Origin of the sequence: Rubrobacter marinus (genome assembly GCF_011492965.1) — a bacterium.
GTDB lineage: Bacteria > Actinomycetota > Rubrobacteria > Rubrobacterales > Rubrobacteraceae > Rubrobacter_F > Rubrobacter_F marinus.
The window spans coordinates 1,408,335-1,433,714 of the sequence record NZ_CP045121.1 but is presented as its reverse complement, the minus strand read 5'-3'; the positions used below and the strand labels follow the sequence as shown (position 1 = coordinate 1,433,714).

24 protein-coding genes and 1 pseudogene are annotated in these 25,380 nt (G+C 67.3%); 9 read left to right on the top strand and 16 right to left on the bottom strand.

Annotation, left to right across the window (positions count from 1 at the left end):
- Positions 1-160: 160 nt before the first annotated feature.
- A complete protein-coding gene (locus GBA65_RS07355; RefSeq protein ID WP_207956215.1) occupies positions 161-655 on the top strand; it encodes a helix-turn-helix domain-containing protein in 495 nt (164 codons plus the stop codon).
- A gap of 387 nt (positions 656-1,042) precedes the next feature.
- A complete protein-coding gene (locus tag GBA65_RS07350; protein WP_166396016.1) occupies positions 1,043-1,453 on the top strand; it encodes a hypothetical protein in 411 nt (136 codons plus the stop codon).
- Between the two features lie 264 nt (positions 1,454-1,717).
- Here the strand turns inward: GBA65_RS07350 and GBA65_RS07345 are convergent, their stop codons facing one another.
- Together GBA65_RS07345 and GBA65_RS07340 are read right to left on the bottom strand one after the other, a co-directional pair.
- A complete protein-coding gene (locus tag GBA65_RS07345) occupies positions 1,718-2,272 on the bottom strand; it encodes a hypothetical protein (RefSeq protein ID WP_166396015.1) in 555 nt (184 codons plus the stop codon).
- A 53-nt stretch (positions 2,273-2,325) separates the two neighbouring features.
- A complete protein-coding gene (locus GBA65_RS07340; protein ID WP_228281735.1) occupies positions 2,326-2,532 on the bottom strand; it encodes a hypothetical protein in 207 nt (68 codons plus the stop codon).
- A 387-nt stretch (positions 2,533-2,919) separates the two neighbouring features.
- Here GBA65_RS07340 and GBA65_RS07335 point away from each other — a divergent pair, with 387 nt between their 5' ends.
- The 6 genes and pseudogenes from GBA65_RS07335 to GBA65_RS26220 all read left to right on the top strand — a co-directional run bounded on the left by GBA65_RS07335 (position 2,920) and on the right by GBA65_RS26220 (position 10,274).
- Complete coding sequence (locus GBA65_RS07335) at positions 2,920-4,566, top strand: sensor histidine kinase (protein WP_166396014.1); 1,647 nt, start codon at positions 2,920-2,922, stop codon at positions 4,564-4,566.
- Positions 4,563-5,228 (top strand): response regulator, encoded by a 666-nt coding sequence (locus tag GBA65_RS07330; protein ID WP_166396013.1) that lies wholly within the window; start codon positions 4,563-4,565, stop codon positions 5,226-5,228. Before GBA65_RS07335 ends, GBA65_RS07330 begins: the two co-directional genes overlap by 4 nt.
- Before the next feature lie 234 nt (positions 5,229-5,462).
- Complete coding sequence (locus GBA65_RS07325) at positions 5,463-9,017, top strand: VWA domain-containing protein (RefSeq protein WP_166396012.1); 3,555 nt, start codon at positions 5,463-5,465, stop codon at positions 9,015-9,017.
- 88 nt (positions 9,018-9,105) lie between these two features.
- Entirely contained in the window at positions 9,106-9,822 is a 717-nt protein-coding gene (locus tag GBA65_RS07320) for a hypothetical protein (protein ID WP_166396011.1), read from the top strand.
- 112 nt (positions 9,823-9,934) lie between these two features.
- Positions 9,935-10,039 (top strand): annotated as a pseudogene (locus GBA65_RS26225) (pentapeptide repeat-containing protein); the annotation flags it as partial.
- A 7-nt stretch (positions 10,040-10,046) separates the two neighbouring features.
- Positions 10,047-10,274, top strand: a complete 228-nt coding sequence (locus GBA65_RS26220) for a pentapeptide repeat-containing protein (protein WP_407691049.1) — start codon at positions 10,047-10,049, stop codon at positions 10,272-10,274.
- Between the two features lie 265 nt (positions 10,275-10,539).
- Here the strand turns inward: GBA65_RS26220 and GBA65_RS07310 are convergent, their stop codons facing one another.
- From GBA65_RS07310 to GBA65_RS07285, 6 genes are all read right to left on the bottom strand, one after another.
- Complete coding sequence (locus GBA65_RS07310) at positions 10,540-12,249, bottom strand: competence protein CoiA (protein WP_166396010.1); 1,710 nt, start codon at positions 12,247-12,249, stop codon at positions 10,540-10,542.
- 547 nt (positions 12,250-12,796) lie between these two features.
- Positions 12,797-14,032, bottom strand: coding sequence for a hypothetical protein (locus tag GBA65_RS07305; protein WP_166396009.1), 1,236 nt, complete (start codon positions 14,030-14,032; stop codon positions 12,797-12,799).
- Positions 14,033-14,185: 153 nt separating this feature from the next.
- Entirely contained in the window at positions 14,186-14,680 is a 495-nt protein-coding gene (locus GBA65_RS07300) for a hypothetical protein (RefSeq protein ID WP_166396008.1), read from the bottom strand.
- Positions 14,681-15,077: 397 nt separating this feature from the next.
- Positions 15,078-15,791: a hypothetical protein gene (locus GBA65_RS07295; RefSeq protein WP_166396007.1), complete on the bottom strand. Its 714-nt coding sequence runs from the start codon at positions 15,789-15,791 to the stop codon at positions 15,078-15,080.
- Between the two features lie 412 nt (positions 15,792-16,203).
- Positions 16,204-16,476, bottom strand: coding sequence for a hypothetical protein (locus GBA65_RS07290; protein ID WP_166396006.1), 273 nt, complete (start codon positions 16,474-16,476; stop codon positions 16,204-16,206).
- Positions 16,416-16,760 (bottom strand): hypothetical protein, encoded by a 345-nt coding sequence (locus GBA65_RS07285; protein ID WP_166396005.1) that lies wholly within the window; start codon positions 16,758-16,760, stop codon positions 16,416-16,418. The genes GBA65_RS07290 and GBA65_RS07285 overlap by 61 nt, the downstream gene beginning before the upstream one ends.
- Before the next feature lie 264 nt (positions 16,761-17,024).
- Between GBA65_RS07285 and GBA65_RS07280 the strand changes: the two genes are divergently transcribed.
- Positions 17,025-17,896 (top strand): IS5 family transposase gene (locus GBA65_RS07280; RefSeq protein WP_407691074.1). Its coding sequence is split into 2 segments (ribosomal slippage): positions 17,025-17,394 and positions 17,394-17,896, totalling 873 coding nucleotides; the frame shifts between segments, so codons are not numbered across the junction.
- Positions 17,897-17,987: 91 nt separating this feature from the next.
- Here GBA65_RS07280 and GBA65_RS07275 read toward each other — a convergent pair.
- The 8 genes from GBA65_RS07275 to GBA65_RS07240 all read right to left on the bottom strand — a co-directional run bounded on the left by GBA65_RS07275 (position 17,988) and on the right by GBA65_RS07240 (position 25,318).
- Complete coding sequence (locus tag GBA65_RS07275) at positions 17,988-18,167, bottom strand: hypothetical protein (RefSeq protein WP_166396004.1); 180 nt, start codon at positions 18,165-18,167, stop codon at positions 17,988-17,990.
- 197 nt (positions 18,168-18,364) lie between these two features.
- Complete coding sequence (locus GBA65_RS07270; RefSeq protein ID WP_166396003.1) at positions 18,365-18,763, bottom strand: hypothetical protein; 399 nt, start codon at positions 18,761-18,763, stop codon at positions 18,365-18,367.
- Positions 18,760-19,515 (bottom strand): replication-relaxation family protein, encoded by a 756-nt coding sequence (locus GBA65_RS07265; RefSeq protein ID WP_166396002.1) that lies wholly within the window; start codon positions 19,513-19,515, stop codon positions 18,760-18,762. The genes GBA65_RS07270 and GBA65_RS07265 overlap by 4 nt, the downstream gene beginning before the upstream one ends.
- 28 nt (positions 19,516-19,543) lie before the next feature.
- Positions 19,544-20,905, bottom strand: coding sequence for a hypothetical protein (locus GBA65_RS07260; protein ID WP_207956213.1), 1,362 nt, complete (start codon positions 20,903-20,905; stop codon positions 19,544-19,546).
- A 527-nt stretch (positions 20,906-21,432) separates the two neighbouring features.
- Entirely contained in the window at positions 21,433-22,134 is a 702-nt protein-coding gene (locus GBA65_RS07255) for a hypothetical protein (RefSeq protein WP_166396000.1), read from the bottom strand.
- Positions 22,065-22,862, bottom strand: a complete 798-nt coding sequence (locus GBA65_RS07250) for a hypothetical protein (RefSeq protein ID WP_207956212.1) — start codon at positions 22,860-22,862, stop codon at positions 22,065-22,067. The genes GBA65_RS07255 and GBA65_RS07250 overlap by 70 nt, the downstream gene beginning before the upstream one ends.
- On the bottom strand, positions 22,859-23,347 hold the full coding sequence (locus GBA65_RS07245; protein ID WP_166395998.1) for a nuclease-related domain-containing protein: 489 nt from the start codon (positions 23,345-23,347) through the stop codon (positions 22,859-22,861). The genes GBA65_RS07250 and GBA65_RS07245 overlap by 4 nt, the downstream gene beginning before the upstream one ends.
- Before the next feature lie 168 nt (positions 23,348-23,515).
- The gene (locus GBA65_RS07240) at positions 23,516-25,318 is read right to left on the bottom strand and encodes a hypothetical protein (RefSeq protein WP_166395997.1); all 1,803 of its coding nucleotides are present in this window, start codon (positions 25,316-25,318) and stop codon (positions 23,516-23,518) included.
- Positions 25,319-25,380: the final 62 nt, after the last annotated feature.

Here is a 25,380-nt window from a genome sequence, read left to right as displayed (position 1 = left end):
GTATGAATAACTCTCCTTGCTGTCCAGCCTCGCCACCGGGCTTTGCGAGGGTGACCCGGCGCAGGTACAATAGAATGCATACTTTGAAGTTGTGTTCGGAACTGTTCTCGTCCGAATGGCTCCGGTTGTTAGCACCGACCCGCGACGGAGGTCCCGAGGCTTGAGGTTGAGGGAAATGCGGGAGGAGCGGGGGCTTACCCAGGAGGCCTTGGCCGGGCTATCGAACGTCTCCAGGCCGACAATTCATCGCGTAGAGCACGGCCAGCAGAGGCCCCACAGGAGCACCATCTCGAAGCTCGCCCGAGCCCTTGGTGTCGAGCCGTCGGAGATCGCGCCGGAGCTGCACGCTCAAGCGGTGAACCCCAACGTTGGCGTGAGGATGACTGTTGGCATTAGGGACGAGGCTTTACCCTACATAAAGAAGGCCGCCCGCAGGCTAGCTCTGAACCCGGGCGACATCGATGAGCTCGTCGGGGCCGGTCCGGAAGGCCTCTACGAGGCTTGCCGCAAGTACGATCCCTCCCGCGGCGTACCGTTCGACCGCTACGCCAGGTGGCTCGCCATCTGCCGCGCCAAGGACGAGGCCCGCCGACTTTATAAGCAGCACCCCGGCTTCGGGCTCGAGCCGCAGGGTCTGGAGCCGTGGACCTACTGAGCGTGATGCACGGCAACTTCTGTATCGTTTTCGATTGTTTAATGTATTGGGGCGGCAGGGAGGCCGCTTCCCGTTTGCTCCACCTACCCGCGTGAATGACTTTTTCTTCGCCGGGGGAAAGGTTCGCTCTCGCTCGGCATTTCGCCTGTTTAGGTAAAAGCTTCCCCGTAACTCCATAGGCCGTCCCTTTCCGGGGACGGCCTTCGTCGTGAGGTGACGCCGTGAAGGACGATCCCTAATGCCCTCCGCAGGGGTGTCGCACGACAACCGCATAACGCACTCGGCTGGGGATCACACCTCGGCCTTTTTCGTGCCGTTTATCGGGGTCTTGTGGGGCCCCGTGGGCTTGCCCCTGCATCGAATGTTCCCTAACGCACCTAGTAAGTAGTGGAACACTACTACGACATACTGCGCCTCTTGGCAATCCTCTCGCAGGTGGTGCCCGAGCACCCGGTCGCGGCCATGCTGCTCGCGGGTGCCTGGACCGTGCTGGTCTACTTGGGGAGCAAGGTCGCGGACGCGGCCGTCTCCCATTTTTGGACGGAGCACGTCCTCAAGCGCCGGTTTCCCTCTCCCCCGCCTCCCACGGAGGACGCCCTGCGGGGGCAGGTGGAACGCCTGTCACGCGAGTTGGGTCGCGCGGAGGCCGAGAGGGACGCGGCCCGGGAGGACGAGCAAAGGGCACGCGAAGACGCACGAGCCGAACGCCGAAGGGCCCAACGCATAGAGGACGCGCTCCGCGACGCCCCACCCCGCCGAATACCGAGGCCCCGGAAGCGACGTGGCCGCCGTCGATGACAAAGATGGGGGTCCGTCTCGAAACCCCCTCCCCCTACGCGGGCGCGCACCAAAACCACGGGTAATGCAACGCAAGAGCCGCACCGAAACCCCTCCACAAAACAAAGTCCCAAAACCCCCTCCCGGGAGGGCGGCGCCGATACCGGCCGTTTTCGTTGCCGCTATGGATGTTGCTTTCGTAACCGACTTCGGGGTCGGAAACCGACGGCGTACTCCTACTCGAGCGGCGTACGGGGGAACCACCGCCCGGGGCCGGGGCCAGCGTCAATCGGCCGTGCCCGTGGGGTTGAACAGACCAGCCATCGCCGGAAGAAGAACCCACCCGGACAAACCCACAGCGAAGCCGGCCAGCGTCGAGGTCGAGTAGACAACGGCTACCGCGACGACGAAGGCTACCGCACCCGAGGCGACGATCATGGTGGCTCGGGTGCTGTTCGTCAGCAAAGAGGCAACCAGCGCCACCAGCACCGGGGCCGCCACCACGGCGGCCAGGACCCTACCGTAGGAAGGTCCCGCCGCGAGTACCACCACGAGCAGGATCCCGGTCGCGACGCCGGATAGCACGAAGTCCCCCGGCCAACCGAGGCCGAGAGCCCGAGCCGGGAGGGCACCGGCCAGCGCGAATGCCACGAAAACTAGCGAGTAAGCCGCGGCGCGGATCGGATCGGTGCCCTCCGCCCGCTCCCCCGACCCGGAGGAGTAGGGGTTGAAGGCCTCGCCCGGCAGAGCGACGTAGAAAGCCAACGGGCACGCGACCAGGACTACCGCCACGGCCCCGATCCCCGAGACCACCGTCCGGCCTAGCCTGTCGGGGTCCACGTTACGCTCCTCGATCCGTTTCGTCCACTGCTGCCTCGACCGTCTCGCTCCTCTTACGGCTTGGCGGGACCCACCGTCTCGAGGTCGAGCCGGTAGGGCAGCCGCGCGCTCCACGCCCCGTCGTGTCCGGAGACCTTCAAGTAGTACCGCCCCGCCGGCAGCTTACGTCTCACCTCCTCCGACCTCTTCCCGCGCTCCGCCGGTGCCGCCGCGCTCTTGCCACCGGCGTCGTAGAGCTCGAGGTCGTAGTCGGCGGGCAACCCGTGTAGGCGCGCCCGGTGGGTGGCGGCGCCGTCGGCCTCGAAGGCGAACCGGTCCTCGTCACCCTACCGCGCTCTCAGAGCACTGCGGTCACTTTACCGAGATTTCCGCTCGGAGTACGTTGTCTTACTCAGCTTGCAGCGATCCTCTGTCCAGTCTTGCATCGCCCGCTTGAGCCCACCTCTGTGGGTGGAGGGGTTCGCTGCGTGAGGCAAATGCAAGGAAGCGGACCCGCTTCCGTTGCGCCGGATTGGCGGTACAAGTAACCTAGGCATATTAGAGGGGTGGCGTGTCGGGGGTGCAACAGGGATAGGTCGAGGGAGCCGCGACGCAAGAGTGGCAGGAAAGCGGGCGGCCCGAAAGGTTTCCGGTCTCGACGATCCGCCTTGAGAAACTTTGGGGGGCTTCCGCTGGGAGGGCACTGGAGCACGACCGCACGTTTCGTCACCTTCATCGCGCTAGCCCTGGCTCTCGTGATCGCCTTTTGGGCGGCGGCCGTGCTGGTCGTCGAGGACGCCGTTTTTGCGGTGGAGGCGCCTAGGGCGCAGGCGGGGGTGGAGGCGGCGGCAGCCTGCGCCAGGATGTTTGGGGCGCTCGCGCTCTTCCTCTGCGCAGCGGGGACCGTGGGGACCACCTCCGGGCGACTGTCCTGGGTAGTTGCCGGCCTCTTGGTGCTCGGCCTCGGCAACGCGGGGTTCGGCTACGCGGGGGCGATGTCGGACACGGAGCGCGACCCCGATGCGGCCGCCTACGGGGCGTTGCTCACCTGGACCGCCAGCGGAGCTCTATTCGCCTTCGGCCTGGCTCCCAGCAGGGCGCGTCCACTGGGGTGGAGGACGGTTCTGGCCGTCCTCCTCGCGTTCGGGGCCGCGGGGCTCGCGGTCTCTTCGACCGCAGGCCTGCTGCCACCACTGGTGTCGCCCCCGCCCCCCGGTCCGTTACCCGACTTGGGGGAGGAACTGCCGGCGTCGACGGGATGGTACGCGGCGCTCTCGGCGGCGCCACTCGTCCTTGCTACCGCCGCGGCGATCGGAGCGTCGCGCGCGTACCGGCTCGGCGACGTGCCGGGATGGTTGCCCTCGGTCATGGTGCTCCTGGCCGGCGCGCAGCTGCACAACGTCTTCGTGCCGTCGGTCTACGGCCCCGTCCTCGCCTCGGCCGACGTCCTTCGCGCGGCCTCCGTGGCGGTGGTCGTGGTCGGCGGCATAGCGGAACTCTCGCGTATCGCGCGCGAGCGGGCCTTGCTCCTCGGTACGGAAAGGAAGCGAGCCGAGCGCCTCGGGGAGCTCGCCTCCATGAAGGCCGACTTTACCGCGATGGTCGCCCACGAGCTCGGCGGGCCATTAGCGGCGGTACGCAGGCTCGCAGACCTCCTCGAGCGAGGCGGGGCTGCCGATCCCGAGCTGCGCTCCTACGCCCTGGGCGCCATGCGCGAGCAGACGGACGTTCTGAAGGCCCTCGTAGAGGATGTCCGGGAGACGGCCTCAGCCGAGCGCGACGACTTCCGGGTGGAGCCCCGCCCCGTGAGGCTCGGCGCCCTCCTCGAGGACGCCAAGGGGTTCGCCGAGTCGCTCCCCGGCGACCACTCCGTGGGGCTACTGGTTCGGCCCGAGGGTGCCGAGGAGGAAGAGGTGCTGGCCGATCCCACCCGCATAGGCCAGGTCTTGAGGAACCTCCTCTCGAACGCGGCCAAGCACTCCCCGGAAGGGGTGCCTGTCGAGCTGCGTGTAACCTCCGGCGATTGCGGGGGCCGCCGTCACCGCGTCCTCGTCGAGGTGGCGGACCGGGGCGCGGGCATCCACCCCGACGACCTCGAGCGGATCTTCGACAAGTTCGGGAGGGGGCGCGACGCCGAAGGAGGTAAGGTCGAGGGCTTGGGACTCGGGCTGTACCTAAGCCGCCGCATCGCCCTGGCCCACGGCTCGGAGCTCTCCGCGCACTCCGCCCCCGGCGAGGGTTCGGTCTTCTCTTTCGAGTTGGAGCTCCTAGACGGCGGCACCCGCCGGCGGATAGACGAGGAGGGGAAGGCATGATTCGCCTGCTGCTTCTCGACGACCATGCCTCCTCGCGGATCCCGCTCGCCCTCGTCCTCGACCAAGAGCCCGACCTCTCCGTGGTCGCCCAGGCGGGAACCTTGGCCGAGGCGCGTCGAGCCCTGGGAGGCTTGGACGGCGGTGCGGACGTAGCGCTCCTGGACCTGGACCTACCCGACGGGTCGGGCACGGACCTCATCGACGACCTACGCGCCGCCAACCGCGAAGCTTCGGCGCTCGTCCTGACCGCCCACTCCGACAAAAACAGGCTCGCGGGGGCGGTGGAGGCAGGTGCCTCGAGCGTGCTCAATAAGGCGGCCGACCTCGACGAGATAACGAACGCGATTAGGCGACTGGCCGCGGGCGAGCAGATTATGCCGCCCTCCGAGGTCCTCGAGATGGTTAGGCTCGCCGTCAAGCGCCGCGAGCAGGACCGAGACGCCCGCGCCGCGCTGGCCCGGCTGACACGCCGGGAGCTCGAGGTCCTGCAAGCCCTCGCCGACGGCCTGAACGACAAGGAGATAGCGAGGAGGCTTCGCGTGGGGCCCGGCACGGTGCGCTCCCACCTTACCGGCATCCTCACCAAGCTCGGCGTCGAGTCCAGGTTGCAGGCGCTCGTCTTCGCCTTACGCCACGGCGCGGTGGAGGTCGAAGGGCGTTAAGAGCGGTAGCGGGGGCTACCCCAGCTCCCGCCCACGATCTATCACAAAAGTTATACGCAAAAATCAGCGATTCCTCGGATGACGGCGCCCGCGAGGTGCGGCACCATTCTTCTCGGGTCCGTCCGGGCCCGGGGGCAAGGGGGCGCGGTCGTCGACGGAACGCCACGCGCCGTCGCTACAACGAGCGAGGAAAGGGGCGTCGGAGTGGGCCGAATCTTGGGTAGGGGTGTGCGTATGCGAAGCGGCGGGGAGTTTTACGGACCGCCGCCAAGGATCGTACTAATCCTCCTCGCAGCGCTGGTGCTCTTCTCGACCGTGGCGCCGACCTTCCTCGCATCACGGGAGGCGGTAGCGGCCCAACAAGGCCAAGCCGATGGTTCGTCTTCTCCTTCGAAGGTCGACCTCGACGGCACACCCGTCGCCGCTGGCACCGCGAAGGCGGCCAAGCTCGAGGCGATAAAGGTCGTGGAGTCGATGGACTACCCGAACCCTGACGAGACGCCGCCAGGCAAGGACGACCGAAAGGAGTACATCCTCAGGGAGCTTCGGGCCTCCATCGACGGCACCTTCCGCGGCGACAACTGGCTCGAGGACGGCTCCGCCTTCGAGCACGACGTGAACGCCGCCAAGCGCCTCAGGGGGATGCTCGCCGACCCGAAGGTCGACGAGGGGGTCAAGGAGAAGGCCCGCGAGGCCCTGAAGAAGGTCCACCGCGCCGACCGGCTCGTGACCGAGAAGGCCCTCGGAGCGACCAACATCTTCGGCGCCGACCTTCCCAAGGATGGCCAGCTCGCCCTCGACCGGGCCCGACAGGAGCTCCAGAAGGGCGACGACAAGTCGCAGAAGGGCATGCCCGTCGACGCGATCCGCGACTACCAGAAGGCGTGGGGGCATGCGGACGCGGCCTCGGACCTCTTGTGGAAGGCCTTCGACCCCGACGGCGACAAGCTCCTCCCCGACCAGGAGAAGAAGCTCGGCAGCGACCCGAAGAAGGGCGACACCGACGGCGACGGCGCGAACGACGGCGACGAGTTTTACAAGCTCGGCACCGACCCCACTAAGGCCGACCCCGCGACTAGTGACCGCGACGAGGACGGGATGACGGACCGCGACGAGGTCGAGGCCGGCACGAACCCCCTCAAGCCCGACACCGACGGCGAGGGCCTCGAGGACGGCGAGGAGCTCGAGGGCTTCTCCGACCCGAACAAGCAGGACACCGACGCCGACGGCCTCACCGACGATTCCGAGAAGCGCCTCGGCACGGACCCGAAGAACCCCGACACGGACGGCGACGGCGCCGCGGACGGCTTCGAGACCTACACCACCGAAGAGTCCGCCGAGGAGGGCGGCGTCGCCGTCGAGATGACGGGCACCGGCGACGTGGCCCGGGGCGTGGAGTTCAAGGACCTCTCCGAGGACAAGTTGTTCCAGGGCATGCCGGGGCAGGCCTCTTCCGCAATGGACGTCACCTCCGAGAAGCCGTTCGAGAAGGCGCGGGTCAAGATCCCGTTCGACCGGGCAAAGGTGCCGGGCGGCGATGTCGAGAACCTCGGCGTGATGTACTGGGACGAGGGCTCGCGCGTCTTCGTGCCCCTCAACGAGGGCGGGGTGGACGTCTCGGGCGGCTACGCCTGGGCCGAGACCGACCACTTCACGACGTTCGTTCTCTTCCACATCCCGACCTGGGAAAAGTCGTTCACCCAGGTCGCGTGCGAGGACGACGGGACGAGGGCCCCGACCGACCCGAACCTCAAGAACCTCGACGTCGTCCTCGACATCGACTCCTCGGGCTCAATGAGCTGGAACGACCCACGCGGGTACCGCAAGACCGCGTCGAAGGCCTTCGTGGACGCCCTCATCGAAGGCGACCAGGCCGCCGTCGTGGACTTCGATAGCCGCGCCAAACTCCTGCAGCCCCTCACGACCGACCGCGCGGCGGCCAAGGCCGCCATCGACCGCATAGATTCATCGGGCGGCACGAACATCGCCGCCGGGCTCGAGACCTCATTGAACGAGCTCGACAGAAACGCGAAGCCTGGGCACCTCAAGGCGGTCATCCTCCTCACCGACGGCGAGGGGTACTACTACGACGCCCTGACCAGGAGGGCGAAGGACTCCGGGGTCGCCGTCTACACCATAGGCCTCGGTTACAGCACCGACGAGTACCTGCTGCGATCCATCGCCGAGGGCACGGGCGGAGACTTCTACCACGTCACCAGCGCCGAGGACCTTCCGCAGGTATTCAGGGGCATCGCCGAGGGCGAGCCCGCGCCCGGGGCGGACGAGGACGCCGACAAGGACGGCCTCTCCGACTGCGCCGAGATCAACGGCTTCGTCGGGGGCAACGGCGTCTCCGTCACCACAGATCCGAAGGACGAGGACACCGACGGCGACGGCGCGACCGACGGCGAGGAGGCCGGGGAGCTCGCGACCGGCCTCGACGGCGGCTACTACCCGATGCCGACCAACCCCACCATGGCCGACACCGACAGCGACACCCTCGACGATTTCCAAGAGGTCGACATGGGCCTGAGCGCGACCATGATCGACACCGACGTCGACGGCGTCGACGATGCCACCGAGCTCGCCGCGAACTTCGACCCCCTCGACGCCAACCCCGATAATGACCACCGCGACGACGCGGTCGAGTTAGAGAAGCAGTCCGATCCGTTCAGCTACGACCTGACGGCCGTCGAGCACGGTGCGGCCATCGTGATGGGCTTCGTCACGGGCGACGCCGGGCAGAACCTCGCCGACTGGGGGCTCGACCCCTACGATTACCACCAGACCTTCGGGTACCTCGCGGGCTGGCTGGCGAGCGGCTACCTCGTCATCGGCGACGTCCGCGACACCATAGCCTCGCTGGTGAGGGGCGACTTGGTCGACACTTTCCTCAACGCCATAGGGCTCCTGCCGCTTATTGGGGACGCGGCCAAGACGGTGAAGGTCTTCGCCACCTTCATCTCCTGGGCCGACAACCTCCTCGTTCCGACCGCCCGCTGGATCACGGTGCAGTTCGCCGACCACCCGACCCTCATGTTCGCTGCCTTGGGCGCAGCGGGATGGGGAGACGACGTACCCCTCGACGACGCGGCGAAGCAACAGTTGGCCGCGGCCCGCAACGACCCGGCCCTCATCAAGAAATACCTCGGCGAGGGTGTTGAGATCACGGGCAAGGCGTCGTTCAGCAAGGCCGACCTCGAGAACACGGTCAGGACCGCCACCGACGACAAGGGCCAGCTGTTATGGAACCAGGCCAAGCTGACCAAGTCCGGCAAGAAGGCCGAGGCCCTGGCCGTGGAGGCGTCCGTCAAGATTCTTCGGGACCTCAACTACGAGGTGCTCTACGTTGGCCGCAACCAGCCGCTCAAGCTCGCCACCCCGGACAGCAAGGGCAGGACCGAGAAGTACCTGAGCGTGGGGCCCGACATCGTGGCGAGGAAGCCCGACGGCACGCTCGTGGTGGTCGAGGTGAAGGGTAAGGAGGCGGATCTGTCTATGAACAGCAGCCTCTACCGCTCCACCGTCGACGGGCAGAAGCGCACCCAGCCCGCTTTCAGTTGGCTGAACGCCAAGAGCAATCGCTACCTCGACACCATGAAGCTCGCCGAGGATCCCAAGATCGGTGACGCTGCCCTGGAGCTCGAGAAGGTGCTTGGTGGCGCTCCCTATGAGGCCGTGCTGGTGGGGTATGGTGATGCGAGTACCAACCTGGGCAAGCTGGACGACGCCACAGCCGCGCTCAAGTCCGATCCGCTCGACCCGAACGGACGGGGGCTACGGGGGTGAAGATCTACGGCGTCGACGCCCGGTAACCGTAGTGGGTCGGGGGTGGGTCTTGCGACCCGCCCCCAGTAAGTTTAACCTCGGGGAGAAGATGCTGGAACCGAACCGAAAGCAGATACGCAAGGAACTCGACGAAGCCCGCAGGATGATGGGGTTCGAAGAGCAGCGCTACGGGCGGGCCTTCGCGGCGACGCTCGAGCGCGCGGCCCGCTGCCTCTACTGGCTGCACGACTCCGAGGCGCGCGAGTATCTCCTACGGACCATCGAGAGCTACGGGCAGAACCGGCAGATGATCGGGAACTTCTACAGGATGCTGGGCGAGCAAGAGCTCTCCCGGCGCCACTTCGGCCAGGCGTTCGGGGGCTTCAAGGAGAGGCTTAACGAGGACGACTTCATGAGCGTGGCCGCCACGGCGGAGGCCGCCTTCCTCGCGGGGGACTACGAGGAGGCAGAGAGGCTCGCCGATCGCTACCGCGAGCTCGACCCGGACCCCGGGCTGCGCATCCACGCGGTGGGCAAGCTCGCCCGCGCCAGACGCACCGGCGACCTTCGGGTGTCGGAGGAGGCGGCAGAGGAGTTGGCGGAGATGATCCGCAAGAGCCGCGCGAAGGTCTCCGACACCGGTAACGTAAATCTGTGGGACTGGTACGAATTGGCGCTCGAGACCGGGGTGCAGTCGGAAAGAGGGGAAGGCCCCGCAGCTGTTGCGGATGAAGTCGGGGGTGTAGTACGGCGTGGTAATGCCGCAGGGACGGGAGGTCCGGACCTTCAAGAACGGGACCTTCGGGAAAGGACCTGCGCGGAGTGAACCTCGCCAGGGCCAACTTGAAGGGCGCCGACCTCCGCCTTCAGTCCCTGGACGAGGCCGACCTCTCGGGGCGGACCTCTCGCGCGCCGACCTCTCCGACACCGACCTTTCCCTGGCCGTGCTGGTCGACGCAAACCTCTCGGACGCGAACCTCTCCCGCACGGAGCTGATCGAGACGAACTTTCGGGGCGCGATCCTGAAGGGCGCGAGGCTCGCGGGGCCGAGTGCCAGGACCCGAATTTTTCCGAAGCGGACCTGTCGGGGCCGACCTGTCCGGGCTGGACCTGCGGGGGCCGATTTCGGACGGGCCAACCTGCGGGAGGCGAACCTCTCGGGCGCCGACCTGCGCCACGCCGACCTGTCGGGGCGGACCTCACGGGGCGGACCTCCGCGGCGTCGACCTGGACGAGGCGGACATCACGGACGCCGTGATGCAGGGCGTAGTTCGGTAAGGGGTCGCCGGAGGTCCGGGCGCAACTGCTGGCAGGCTTTGCTTCTAAGAGGTCCGCGACTTTACTCGCTTCGGAACCTACATCTATGTCCAATGGCATGCCGTCCACGTCTACGACTACGCTTTCGGCCACGACCGTACCCGTGCCGAACTTACTCGAAAGCTTTATGCAGAGCGAGTCCGCACTGGGATAGTAACTCAGCTACAAGTTTCTTCGCATTCCAAACCTACGTCCTGCGCTTACGCATATGTGAATTTCGTGGCCACTAAGAGGTCACCTCGTAACGGCCACTTCCGACGTCCCTCAGGAGTCCGGCCCTGCACAGAGCGAGGAGGAAGCTTCGCACGGCGCGGTCGCTGGTGGCAGGCGCCGTAGAACCCTCTGGGGCCTCGGGGTAGTGCTCGCCCACCTCGCTCGCCACATCGCTGCCAGCAAAGGTCTGGCCCGCCTTGCCGCGAACGAACAGCAGGAAGACCACGCTCTTCCACTCGCCGGGGTGCGTCAGGATGGCCCGGTCGTCGGGGTGCTCACGCTCGAGCAGGACCATCTTGCCCTCACCCAGTAGCTTTAGGATTTCCCCGCGTTCGGATGACGAGAGCCAAGAGAGGGCTCGTTCGGCACGGTCCATTCCCGCCTCGCGGTAAGGGTCATCCTCGGGCAATGACCAAGCTCGTAGGCGTTCGGCCTCCCACCGCTCCCGCTCCAGCCTCCTCAGGCGGTTCTTCTCCCACTTCGCCTCTAGCACGCTCATCTCGTCCGCCTCCTGCCGGGCGCGTTCGAGCCTCCGTTCCTCCTCCTGTTGCCTCTGCGCGAGGTCCCGGCGCCGCCTCGCCAGGGTCTCCTCGGAGGTCGTCCTCCAGTACCTTCGCTTGCCCCGAACGTCGGGCTCGTGGAACTCGACGAGCCCCTCGCGCTCTAGGCCATCGAGGAAGGCCCATAGCGCCTTCCACGCCCAACTCTCCAAATTCGAGTGCCTGTAGCGGCGGAGCACTCCTCCGGCAGCCCCGAACCAGTCGAAGACGGTCCCCGATTTTCGCCCGTGGACGCAGGCGAGGAAGAGTTCCGTCTTCCAGCGCCCCGGAGGGGCGTAGATGTTGCGGTCGAGCCCGCCTTCCTCCTCCAATGCCGCGAGACGGCGTTTGCCGAGGAGGGAGAGCGCCCTGGCCCTCTCGGGGGAGGAAAGCCAGGCCCTTCGTTCTTCGGCCTTCTTCTCCGCCGCCCACTTACGCCTCCTTTCCCGACTTTCGGCGTCGATCTCCCTGGCTTTGCGCGCGGCCTCCTCGCGCCTGGCGCGGCGCCGCTCCTCCTCCAGACGCTTGCGCTCTAGGCGTTCGCGAAGAGCGTTCGCGGGGGTGGTCAACACGCCCTCCTCGGAAAGCGAGAAGGCGTCGAGGCTGTACCCGGCCCACCTAACGGGATCGTGGTGGCGTCCCCTCGCGGCGGCGCCCGGCGGCAGGAGGCCGGGGCCGTCGGGATCGAGGAAGAGCGGCTCCTCAACCCGGACGCCGGCTTCGTCGGGGGTCGCGTCCTCCCACCGTCCGACGTATGCCACCCTCTGGCCCTCCTCCGTGGCCAGAAGGTCCGCGAGGGCGTCCCTTTCCTTCTCTTGCCGGAGGTGGCCGAGGAGCCAGTAGTCCCGGACGCCCGCGGCCTCGTAGTCCTCGCGACGCGCCCTCCACTCTTCCTCTGGTAGGTCAGCGTACTGCACCTCGAAGGCGACCCGGAGACCGCTCGCGTGGACGGCCAAGACGTCGGGCCTGCGGTTCGCGTCGGGGAGGCGTTCCTCGAGGAGGACCGACCAGCCCTCGTGCAGGACGCGTCGTAGGGCCTCGAAGAGCGCGAGCTTCGCCTCGCGGTGCTCGACGGTCTCACTCTCGTGGTCGCAGGGGGCCTGTCCGGGGACTGCGGCGAAGTGCCATGCATTGATCAGACCAAACTTCTTAACTAGGCGGGTCCCACAAACGGCGCAGCGCAAGAGGCCGAGGCCAGACGATCGCGAGACGCTCCGCGCCTCCGCGTGGTTGGGGTTTTTCCGGCAGAGCTTCTGTAGGTCTGGCGCGCGGACCTCCCTTGCCCCCTCGCGGTCGTCGCCGGACAGAATCAGCGCGACCTTATGCTCCGGCGCGGCGTGCAGCGTTTACCCTCCTCACGCGCAGGTCCGTATCGTAGTCCTTCTGGCGCGTTATCGGCACGGAAGACGAGGGCACTTTAGAAGTCCGGCACGGTGCCGGTGTGCCTGTACGGCAAGAACATGGAGGGGTCCGTAACTTGCCCGGGCCCCTCCACCCGCGATGCGGCTGTGTCCTTACCTCTTCTCCCGAACGGTCGTCTTCGGGGAGCGCTGGGCGTGCTTCTTGGTCACGTACCTGCCGCTGATCGCGCTGCGATAGGCGTAGCCCGAGCCCTTCTTGGATTTGCCGGCCAACCTCATCACCTCCTTTCTACGATCGGAGGGGGACGGCGCCGGCGCCGTCCCCCTGATTTGTCCCTACGTCCCGTAAAGGGGCGTTTACCGAAGGTTTCTAGCCACTTCCGAAGGGGAGTTTCCCAACTTTCTTCACCCTCCAGGTCCGGGCCTTGCGCTGGAACGCCTGCACCTTGGGCCAGCCGTAGACGTGCGCGAGGTCGACCGGCTCGTACCCCTTGAGCACGAGCGTCGCCATGTCCCGGTCCCGCTGCGTGCCGTGGTGGTGGAGCAGCGCGAGGGCCTGGAAGCGCGCGTCGATCTCGTACGACTCCCACCGGATCACGACGTCCGCCGGATCCTCCGTCGTCCCTCGGATCAGCCGCATGATCTCCGGGTCGAAGCTCGGCTTCTCGCGTTCTGTCTTCTCGTCCTCCGAGAGGCCCTCCGGCAGGTCCTTCTCCTTCCACCAGACCCGCTCCGGCACCTCGCGGTCCCGCTCGATGCGCCGGACCTCGGCGAAGATCGCGGTCCTTAGGTAGGCGGCGACCTCCCCCTCGTCCTCCATCTCCATCCACGGCGGCAGGCCGCCGTCCCCGGAGGGGCGCTCGAAGGCCGACCTAAGAACCACCCACAGCGCCTGGCGCCGGTCGTAGGCCGTCCAACGGGTCCGGGGTCGGCGGAGCTTGAGGCGCCGCGTCATGAAGGCGTCCGCGGCGCCGCAGCGCCCCCGGCCGAACTCGTCCCAGACCTCCAGGGCGGCGAAGACCATGGAGTCGAACGGCTCCTCCGCCGGTAAACCAACGTCGGGACAGTCGATGCGGGGACAGTCGATGCGGGGCCAGTCTGCGAGCGGCGGGACCGCCTCAAAGATTTTGTTTATCGAGTCCGCCGCGTGCGAGTAGTTGTCGAACAGACGGCCCAGCCCGCGCGTGAAGCCGAAGATTTCGGGGGCCGCGAGAGCCCGGGCGCCCGCCAGATGGTCGAACGCGGGGGTTATGGACCGCGCTAGCCCCGAGATGCCCGCGTCAAGCTTCGGGAAGGTCAGGCCGCCGAGCGCGCTCGGGCGGGAGATCTCCGTCGCCGACAACGCCGCCCCGATCGCGGACCGCCGGCCCTGCTCCGCGACGGAGGCGAGGGAACTGGCCGAAGAGTCTGCGGCGGCGAGACGCGCGATCGGCTCCGGTGGCACAAAGGGGCGGTTCAAGCCGGCCGCCACGTCGGCGGCCCTCAAGGCGAGGTTGGCCCTGCTGGCGATCTCGGCGATGCTGCGGTAGTCGATGGCGGCCCTGGCCTGCTCGGAGGCGTCCAAGGCCCAGAGGGCGTCGTTGATGTTCCCGAAGTCGAATCGCATGATGATCGTTCCTCTCTAATTCTAGGGGCCCGGGATTGGGCTCACTACGTAAAGGTGCCGTTTTGCGAGGTCTCTAGCCGAAAATCGGAGGTTTTTTGAGAGTTCGCCAGAATCTTGGCGACGAGCGGAAGCAATCCGTCGGCAGCCGGGATGCTACCTTGAGAAGAACCGCCACCACGGCCGTCGGGCTTCCTCCGACTCCCGCTCCAGCCGCTCCATACGCCGGCTTTGTTGCAGGTTGGCGGCCTCCGCATCCTCGAGGCGCTTCTCGTACGCTTTCAGCTCCTGGCGTAGAAGCTCGACCTCCTCGAGTGGAGGCTCCCCGGCTCGTGGCCCGGCCTTGCGGGGGGCGCGGTCCTGCTCGTATGGAGGGGGACCGTCGGATCCGGCGAACGGAAGGAAGTGCTCGCGCAGGGCGAGCAGGTGCTGCCGCACGGGGTAGGGGAGCCTGGGCCACACCCACACCCCGAGTATCAGAAGAACGACCGTCATGAAGACGTCCCCGATGGCGGTGCTCCAGGCCCACGCCGCGAAGCCGACGAGGAGATCCGGGCGTCCGAGGATAGCGAGCACCATCGTCGCCGCGTCGGGGGGAGCCCCGGCGAGGAACCGGGCCAGCCGGTGGAGGTTGTTGGCGTAGAGACCCATACTAACTAGCCGCCTCCGGGCCAAAAAAGTGCAGGGGCGAGCCGGTGCCGGCCGGGAAGGACCCGAAAAAGGGCATAAAAAGGGCCGGGGGGTTAACCCCGGCGCTTATTCGAGAGCTATGTTTTGCTACCTTAACGGGCAGCATCAGACGCCATTCTCCACGGCGAGCACCTCGCAAAAGAAAGAGCCGCCCCGGCGGGACGGCTCGGCTCTGCACTTGATCCGCAACGACAAAGCCGCCCCGGCGGGCGGCTCTTCGCGCTACTTTCCTAACCTACAGGAAAAGGTACTGCATGAGGTTCGCGGGGTCTACTAGCGGTCTACTCGCCGGCCCGTCGCGCGAACCTTCGGGGCAATAAAACTGCGCCGAACGGCGTGGGAGGCTGCATCGCCGGTCCTACCCCGGCTTCCTCCGCCGACGCCGGTACGCTTTCTGCTTGCACCCCTGAGAGCAGGTCTTGGCGTCCTTGCGGGCCGCGGTGAACTCCTCGCCGCAGACCTCGCAGACCTTTTCGCGCTCGACCGCGCCCCTCTCCTTGCGGCTCTGGTTGCGGAGCTGGTCGCGGTAGGCGCGCCCGCAATCCTCGGAGCAGAAGGTCCGGCGCATCGACGAGGCCGTGAGCCGATAGACCATCGGCCTCTCGCACCTCGCGCAGAGCTGGGCGACGACGTCTCCCCTGCCCGGCGTCAACCACTCCGGGGAGCACGATCCGCACAGCACCGTGCGCTGGTAGTGGGGCTTGCCGACCAGCGGGGGATCCACCCACCGCCACCTGATCGGAGGGAAGCCCACGTAGACCTCCGCCCCGAAGTGCACGGGCTCTCCGGGGAGCAACGAGTGGCCGCAGGCCCCGCACTCGTCCACATGCTCACGCGCCCTGAAAGCCAACGACCTTGCTTCGCGCTCCTCCGGAAGTTCGTGCTCGCGGACCCTTTCGGCGAAAAGCTCCATCGCATCCCATTTGAAGTGCCGGCTGCCGTATTCCCACCCGAACCGCGCGTAGCTCTTCTCCCGCTGGCTGATGCGCTCGCCAAGCTCGGTGTCGTCTAGGTGCTTCCTCTCGCCCCTCAGAAGCTCCACGATGCCGGAGTCCTCCGTCTCGCGGGCCACCCGCCCGATAATCTCGAGGCATTCACGGTGGGCATCCGGAAAAAGGCTTTCGTCCACCCAGGTACCGCGTCGGGTCTCCATCAACCGTGCGCGCGCGCTCAGGCCGGTACCATCCACCCGGGTCATACCCCCCACGGAAACGGCGAAAGACGTACAAAAAGTAAGAGCGCCCGCTTTTGGGCGCAGTCCGACAACTTGAGCCAGAATACAGACCACCATTGCAGAAGTCAATACCCGTAACACTTGGCACCGGAAATCTGGCCTTGAGCGGACAAGATTTGTCCCGCTGTGCGTCTCGGGGGTTACGACGAGTCCGTCAAGGGCGACCCCGTTTTACTGCTCCAAGCGGGAAACCTTCGTCGTCACCTGCTATGCACTTGGTGCAGCCGATTATGGACAGTTCTCCCAGAAATTACTCAAACTTTTCCGAGTACCCGCCCTCAGCAGCCGCTTGCCTCAACTTCTTCATCATGCGGTACTTGGTTTTGGTGACCGACTCGGGCTCCAGGCCGAGTATGTACGGTATCTCGGCCTCCTCCACGTCGGGGTGCAGCGAGAGTTCGTAAACGTCCCTCTCCCGCGGGCTCAGGCCCGCGAGCTTCGTGATGCTCCTCAGCTTCTCCTCTATCTCGGATACTTCGTCCTCGTCGAGATACCCGGGCTCCCGCCGGAGGGCGCCAACCACCTTGTCCCCTCGTCGGCCTGCCTCTCCAGGCGTCTTGCGACCCGGTTGGTCAACGAGCCGAGCTCCCGAGGCGAGAGGTCCTCCGCAGAGGCCGGGGGGCTACCGTCCGGACGATCCTTCGTCCACTCGATCACCACCGCGGCCAGCAGCTCCTCGGAGAGGCGCTGGAAGGGGTCGCCGCCCTCCGAGAGTGCGGCCCGAAGACGCTTGTTCCTGGTGAGGCTGATGCGCCCGCGCACCAGCCTCACCAGGCCATCGAACCCTTCTTTCCGTTCTTGACCCACCGATACTCCTTCCCCTGGCACCGCGCCACAAGGAGTTGGCGGCGGCCGTATTGGGGAACCCGCGTCGGTCGGCCCAACAGCGCCGACCGTCGGGCGGGGGTCGGGACGGGCTCTCCGCCGCCGTCGCTCCGGCTCCACGCTGGGGGATCGATGGCGAGGTCTGACTTCCGGCAGAGCTTTCGTGGCTTAGAGCTTATCTGACGGCTCGCCATCGTCGTGCTAGCTTCTCGCCGTGGAGCGGACGGAGCCGAGGGGGCGATGGCGATGGTGAAGCGGGGCGAGACCACGGACCGGGCGTGGGAGCGGATCGCGCCGCTTCTGCCCGAGCACGGCCGGCCCGGCGGGCGCTGGCGCGACCACCGCGGGGTGGTGAACGGCATCCTGTGGAAGCTGAGGACCGCCTCGCCCTGGCGCGACCTGCCCGAGCGCTACGGCCCCTGGCAGACCTGCTACGACCGCTTCGTCCGCTGGCGGCGCGACGGCACCTGGGACCGCCTGCTGGCCCACGCGCAGACGAAGTCCGACGCGGTCGGCGGGGTGGAGTGGGAGGTGAGCGTCGACTCGACGGTGGTGCGGGCGCACCAGCACGCCGCCGGCGCGCGACACCGGCCGAGCGGTCGTGACTCAAAAGGGGGGTAGAGCACACGCACGACGAGGCTTTGGGGCGCGGCAGGGGTGGCTTCTCGACCAAGCTGCACCTCGCCTGCGACGCCAGGGGCCGCCCGCTCTCTCTGCTGGTGACGGCCGGGCAGCGCAACGAGGCCCCCGAGCTCGGGGCGTTGCTCGACGGCATCCGGGTGGCGCGCCCCGACGGAGCTCCCGGCCGTCCCCGGAAGCGGCCCCACCGGCTGCTGGCCGACCGCGGCTACGCCCACGACTCGTGCCGGAAGCTGCTGAGGCGGCGGGGCATCCCGCACGTCATCCCCGAGAGGCGCGACCAGAAGGAGCGCAGGAAGAGGCGCGGGGGCAGGCCGCCGCTCTTCGACGCGGAGGCTTACCGCGGGCGCAACGTGGTGGAGAGGTGCGTCAACCGGCTCAAGCAGTGGCGCGGCGTCGCCACGAGGTACGAGAAGCGGGCGTGCAACTACCGGGCGACGGTAGTCATCGTCTCGCTGATGGTCTGGCTGTCCTCGTGAGCCGTCAGACAGGCCCTAGCCGAAAGTATGGCAGGTACTCTGCGGCACTTGAAGCCCCGAGGGAACCCGGCGGCGTTCGTCGGTCGTTGCGCTACCGACCTCGCGCGAGCTCCTGCAGGGCCTTGAGGGCTTCCTCCGAGCTCTCCTTGGCGGGTCTGTCGGTGCCGGACGTGAGGCACTTGGCCACGTAGCCGTGCTCCACCTCGCGTATGATCACCGGCGCCACGTGGCCGCACTCGCCGGGCCTGATCTTTCCTCTGCTTCCGCCCATGCGTCCGATTTTCGGCACGGATAGCACGTCCCTTCGGTATGCCTCCTTACTGCAAGGGAGCCAGGGGACCGAAGCGAGCAGGAAAACCCGAAGGCCGCGCAACGCGCTTCGTACCGGTCCGTCCGGGTGCACCCTACGTCCGGCAGACGGGCAAGATTTTTAGCGGGAAGGGAGGTGAAGTAGCGCCGGCAAGCGCCCTACGCCCGCCACTCGTCCTCCCGCGCCGCTTTCCTCAGGAGGGCGGTCATCTGGTGTGTGTACAGGTCCTCGGGGTTCGGGACCATCTCCTCCGCCTCCGCCCAAAGGGAGGACGAGAGGGAGCGCCAGAATCGCCCCTCGCCGGTTCCGGGGGCCGTGGCGACGGCACTCTCGTCGACGCGGGCGATCTCGTCGAAGAGGAGGCGCAGCTTCAGGGAGACGACCCTCTCCTCGATCTCCTCGCGCCCCCGCTCCCTCAGCGCGTCCTGCTCCTCGTACGCCGACTGCGGAGGTTCGTGGAGCGCACTACCGACCGTCAGCGCCGTTGCAGCGGTCTTGCTCGCAGGCCTCTCCCTTGAACAGCGGGTAGCTTCGTGCAGGAACTCCGCTGTCGTCATGAGAGCCGTACTGCGCTCGCGTACACGTAATCGGCGATACTTGTCACGTCCCCACCCATTACTCGTAGACCATGCTGCTCGCCAATTCGTTCGGCTCTTTGAGCCACCGCCGGATCATCGCAGGCAAAGAGAACCTCGGTGGGCGTCTTTAATTTCAGAGTAGCGTACCGTTTGTGGTCGTGGACCTTCTTCTGGATGGCCTTCGGCCCGATCTTCGACTCCGCTGTCTGCCTCTCCACGATGAAGGTGTGGCCGCAGAAGACGATGTGGGCGTCGGGCTTGTGGACGTAGGGGACGTTCTCGTACTCGCCAGCGTAGGCGGCGCGCTTCTCGTGGCGCCACTCCCATTCGGGGTACGGACCGAGTTCGGCGTCGAGGCCGGGCTTGGCGGCGACGTAGAGCTCGTTGGTGAGCACGTAATGACGGGCCTGCCTGGGCAGGAGCGGCTTGGGAACGTAGGCCTCTTCGAGGCCTAGCGTCTCGACCACCGAGTCGAAGCCGGCCTTCTTGAGGTGCCAGACGGTCTCCCTCGCCGCGCGATCCTCCCACGTCGGGTCCCTGACGTACATGGTGCGCCCCTCGACGTAGCCCTTCCTCCGCAACTCCGGCAGACGGGCGCGGGCGCGGCTCGTGCTGGTGAAGAACAGCGCCGCTATTTGCCCCGTGGAGAGATAGCGGCAGAAGAAGATCGTCTCCAGGATGTCCTGGTCCCTGGGGGTCAGCGTACCTGCCTTACCAGACGCGAGCGTCACTCAGACCCCCTATCGTCGGGGCGCATGCTCAATGTCGTACCTTCCCCTGCAGCATCCTCGCCTCGGCGACCTTTATGGACCGGCGCCGCCAGAGAATGAACGCCGAGAGCAGCGTCGCGGCGCCAGCGGAGATCAGGGGCGGGTCCGCGACGGGAATTCCCACATCCGGCGCGGCTTCGAGCTGTTCGGCTAGAGACGACAGGGCCTCCGTAGTCCGGGTGATCCAGCCCACGAATAAGAAGGTCAAGATCCACGCGAGTGCCGCGGCGAGAGCTTCACCCGGTGTGACGGGGAAGCGCGGGGAGGCGGTTTTACCAGGCGCCCGGTGCAACTCCCACCGCTTCTCCAGGCGCATCCTGGACGCGCTCCAGCGCGCCAGGTGGCACCGACGGGCCCTGGCGATGAGAACGAGAGCCAGCACTAGGCCGGCGGCGAGCGCGGCGGGGGCGTGCAGCTCGTGGAGGACGTCGAAGGGCGACGAGTCGGCTAGGCGCCTGAGAGGGCCCAGGGGTCCGGGGTAGAGTACCTGCTCGCCTCCGGATCCGACGACCACGTGCCCGGCGAAGCTGTCCAGGCGAACGAGCAGGGCGTCGAGGGAGGACGCGACGGCGGCGGCGAGCGCGAGGGCGCCGTAAAGGGTCCTCGACGGAAGCGGCGGGGGCACGTCTTCCCTGTTGCAGACCGCATCCTTCCCGTAGTCTCCGCCTTCCTGCACTGCGTTTCTGACGGGACTCTCAGGGAAGAGTTCGCGAAGGCGTTCCCTAACTTCGTCCTGCGGCAGAGACAGGATCCATTCCCCCAGTGAGGTGGGGCCGCCGGCGTCTGCTTCATGCTGGTTCTCGACGGGCTCCCCTTCGCCTCGCAGGCCCGCCACGGCGGGTCGTCCGTTCTGACGCTCGACGAGCCAATGGGCCGCCACCGTCGCCTCGTGATAGCGGGCGTTCCCCTCGCCGACGGCAGCGCCTGCGCGCGGAACGTAGGCGACCATCCTCCCGTCGAAGTCCACCCCTTCCAACTCCGGGAGCACCGCGTCCAAGGGCTGGCGCTTCCCGGCGGGACCCGAGGCGGCCCCGTAGCGCCTGAAGCCCCCGATCGCGCCGACCACGATGTCCTCCTGGGCGGCGAGCAGAGCGCCCAGAACCCCCTCGCAGAAGCCCTCCACCTGCCCGGGCTCATAGTACGCAAAGACATAGAGATGGCTGCCCGCTCCTCCGAGCGGCACCGTCTCTTCGACCTCCAGATTGCCGGTCTTGGGATCGAACGCCAGGGCCTCGACGCCGGAGAGCATGCCCTCGACATCGAAGCAGGGGACGAGCACGTGCTCTTCAGCGGAGCTTGCGGCCAGGGAGAGTCGAATCCTTCTCGCACCGTTTGGCTCGAAACCGGGCACGCGGAGGAGCCTCTTGGCGCCGAAGCGCCCGGTCAGTTCGGTAGCGACCCGCTCGGCCCGGTCCCGGTCGAGGGAGGCGAAGCGCCCCACCCGGGCCGTCGCGGGCATGACGCCCTCCTTCTCGAGCGCCTCGAGGTGTTCTTTCTTGGGCGGCAGGGCTTCGATCATGGCCCGGTAGACCTCATCGCGCAGTTTGCGTGCGCCCCGGGAAACTCCACGCTGCTCCGCCCGCCCGTCAGCTTCCGTAGCCGCGTCCTTCACCTTAAAAACTTTCGGGTCTAAGTCCCCCGCCCCTTCCCACAAGCCGGTCTGAGACGCGGGGGCTTCAACCACAGGCTTCGTAGTGTCCCCGAGGGTCGAGGCGGCCGGCGAAGAGACATCATCGCCGGAGCCATGCCCGCCCTTCTCGGCGCCGCCATCCGGAGTCGTACCGTTCGGGGGGGTACGATCGGCGGTCTCGTGGCGCCGCTGCGGCCAAGCTTGAACCGGGGTCTCCGACCGCCGTCCGCCTCCCGCCCCGGTCCGCGCTAACGGCGCACCGGCCCCTTCCGTCCTTGCGGGAGGGGCTTTGGGTTGGTTCCTCTCTGTGGGGGAGCCGGGGAGAGTTCGACGTGTTCTTCGGACGGGTTGGCCTCCGCCAGGAGCGCGGCGAAGCGTGCGCGGCGCTCTTCGGTTCCTGCCGGCAGGGAGAGTAGCCACTCGTCTAGGTCGGCCCCTACGGGCAGCAGTGCCACGGCCGCACGGCCGTTCTGGGGCTCTGCGATCCAACGCGCCGCTTTGGGGGCTGCCTTGAGCACGTTCGGGTTCGGCGGATCGTCGGCGTCCGGGATGTACGGGACCGTCCGGCCGCCGAAGTCCGTGCCCTTCAGCTCCAGAAGCGGGTCACCAGGATCGCCGTCGAGCGTCTCAAGCGAGGAACTGGCGCGGAAGCACTCGCAACCCATGATTGCTCCGACCGCGAGCCCGCACTCGGCGGCCACGATCGCTCCCATCGCGCCCTCGCAGACGGCCAAGGTGTCCTCCGGCCGGTGACCGGGGAAGAGATACAGGTGGTTACCCGCACGGCGCAAGGAGACGTACTTGCCCATCCCCTCCGGCGGCTCCCCCACGCAGCGGCCCTCGATCGTGGTGACGCGGCCCCTCGCGTCGTGGTAAGGGATCAACAAGTAGTCCCCGGTGAGCGTGAACTTGAAGCGGCCGTTCTCCGTGTCCTCGGAGAAACCGGGCACCGACAGCAACTCCTCGCGTCCGAACTCGCGCTGGAGTACCCCTTGAGGTGACGGGCTCGCCCGGCGGTCACGGTGCCGAAGCGCCCTTTCCTTATGGTCTCATGGGAGAGCCCGCGAGCTCTGAGGTAGCTGCGGTCACTGGTCTCCAGGGGGCAGAGCTCGAGTATCCGCCTGTACACCCGTCCGGCGAGGTCCAGGCGTGCGTCGAGGTTCTCGGGGACGTCTTCCTCGTTGCCGCGCCGTTCCCGGTTCTTCGAGTCCGCGGCGCGCTGACGTACCGGCACTGCCCGAGACGACGCCTTCGAGGAGACCTTGACCGGCGGCGTGACGCCGACGTTCTTCCGGATACCGGCCTTTGCTGGGGGCTCGGCACCTCCGCCAGCGGGCTCCAGCCCGAGCAGCTCGTAGGCCTTGGCGAGCACGGCCAGGAAGTCCGCGTGGTAGTCGAGGCCCTCGAGCTTGGCCAGCATGCCGAAGACGTCGTCGTAGCCCGAGAGGCGGCAGTCCTCGACCAGGCAGCCGCCCTTCCGCTCCGACCTCTTCACGGAGTATTTGTCCTGCTTGCCGCAGGCCGGGCAGCCCCACACCAGCCTGGCGCCCTGGTCCTTGCCCGGGCCCAGCCGGATGGCAAGCAGCTCGGTCGTCCTGTCGCGAACGAGTTTCTTGTCGTACCGCTTACGGCTGGTGGGCATCCCGTCGCTTCCCTGGTTGCCGGTACGCGTGCTCACCGGGCATCGACTCCCTCCGGGATCACGAATGGAGGGCGTCCGTAGGCCTCGCTGATCCGGTCGGCCAGTTCCGCCACGTCGGCCGGCGTATGCGCCGTCGGCGCGCTCGCAAAAGGCAGAGCCAGATCCCAAGTCGGGCAGATCCCCTTCAGTGTCTCGTCGGGGTTCTCGCCCAGGTAGTAGAGCTCCGCCCGCGTGAAGCAGACGACGTGGTAAGTGTGCGCTCCAGTGTCTGCCAATTTTGAGTTCACAGCGGCCACGAGGTCCTCGGCTTGACGCTTAGGGTCGTCCTCGAAGCACCGCCCGTTGAGGTACAGCGCGCCGTCCACGTCCGCGGTGACGTCTCCCTCCTCTTCGCGCACGACGATCACGCACGCGCCCACGGGCCCCACGGCCAGGAAGTCGATGGTCCCGGCCTCCTCGGTCATGAGCTCGTCGAAGACGTAGTAGCCGTGGGCCGCCGTGGCACGCAGCGCCGATCGCACAAGCTCCCTCCTCTCGGCACGCGCGATCCTCTTCTCCCTGGCGGAGGGGCGATGCCGTTCCCGACCACTCCCACTCGGGAGCTCCAGGAGCAGCGCTAGCAGAATCGTCGTCTGGAGGATGCGGATGTTCGCGCCTCTCGCTTCGTCGGACGGCTCACCGCTTCTCGGTTACCGCTTGTCCCACGACCGATCGCCAGTGCGGCTGCCGCCCATACCGGTATCTCTGCCTCCGCGCGGTCGACCTTGCATAAACCTCTCCTTGCCCTCGTCGCGTACGTCCATCTGCTTGAGGTATTTCAGAGTGCTCCTGGAGACGTTTTCGGCCCTGCGCGCCTGCTGGCCCTGGCGCCGGGCCTGCTGGATCCTCCGGGTCGCCTCACCGCTATCGGCTTTCTCCGTCCTACCGGGCATGCGTTGCGGCGACGCACCGTTCGCGCTACCCCCACCGGAATTCGTCACGGTGCCCCCGGTGGAACCACTGGAGGTGCGGTTCGTGGCGCTCTTTACGGCGGAGGCCACTGCGGTTTTGACGGGTATGCCAACGGCCAAGCTCGCCGCTGTCTTCGCCAAGCCTACGAGTCCCCCGCGGCCCGGCAGTTGGACGTTGAAGGCCCACTCGATGACCTTGAACGGCGTCTTGTACATCACCCACAGTATAAGGATGGCGCCTACGGCCACTACGGCGCCCTCGGAGACGAAGCCCAGCGTGCTCGCCCCCTCGCCGAAGAACGCCTGCGGGCTCTCGACCGCGAGCACGCCGACGCCGAGCTCGATCGACCACAGCGCGGGGATCGCCGCGCAGGCGAGGACGCCCCGAAACCAGGAGCCGGCGAGCGAGCTGAGGCCGGGCACGAGCGAGGCGACGAGGGCAAAGGGCCCGGCGACGAAGAGGACGGCGTAGAGGACGCTCTTCAGGAGCGCCACGATCATCACCAACATCCCGACCCAGGCCGCCGCTACGAGCAAGATGACGTTCAAGAAGTTCGCCACGGCCATGTTCCCGACGGCCGCCTTGAAGAGCTCCTGGCCGGCGCCGTTCACGTCCCCGCTGCTCGGGAAGAAGGCGTCGGTGATGCCCGCGGTTATGCGCGATAACTCTCCCATGAACTGCGGCAGGAAGGCCATCGCCATCGCCACGCCCATTAGCTTCGGGAGCCCCTGGAAGCCGGCGTAGGCGAGGTCGTAGTTGTCCGAGCGGACCATCATGAGAATCCCGAGGAGCAGGATGCCGACCAGGATCGCGGGCCTGAGCTTCTCAACGGCCCCCGTGTAGAATCCGAGCAGGTCGCCTCGACCCTCCAGGGTAGGCAGGGAGAGCAGGTCGGTCTCGAAGGCCTCGGCCATCTGCTCCAGGGCCCAACCGAAGGTGTTGTCCCACAACCATTGCAGGATGCCCCGGAAGAAGCCCAGAACCATCCCGGTCAGGCCACCGTCGTCTGCGGACCCGGAGGTCCCTCTTGGGACGCCCTCCCCCGAAGGGGCATCGGCGGGCGTTCCGTCCATACCGGTGGAGTCCTCCGCGGGCTCCTCGGCTATGCACCCGTCCCCGTCGTTGTCCACGTTGAACTGCCGGTCTTCCTCCCGCTCGCGCGTCTGCTCTTCGGGGGTATCGGACTCGAACCGCTCGGCGCACTCTGGCTGCCCCTCCCCGGTGGTCGTTCCGGGCGCGTCAGGCGGACCCTCTGCCTGTGCGAACTCCTCCCCGCCGGAGGCGCCGTCCTTCTCCGGCGTGTCTTCCTCTGTCGATGCTCCCTCGACCGGGCCGTTCGAGCCGGGGGTCGCGAGCATTCCGGTGCAGCCATCCTCGTCCACGTCCTGACCCACCTGCGCCTCGTTGTCCTCCCGGGCCTGCTCGTCGGGGGCCTGCTCCCCGTACCAGCCGCGGCAGGCCTCGTCGGCCGGGGAGGCTGCCCGGGCCGTGGTCGGCAGTGTCGCGAAGAAGGCTAAGAACATGGTCAGGACCAGCATCACCCTGCGACGAGCCCCAATGCTCGACGGGCGGGTCGGGTAACGCGCTCCTCGAGCGTTTGCAG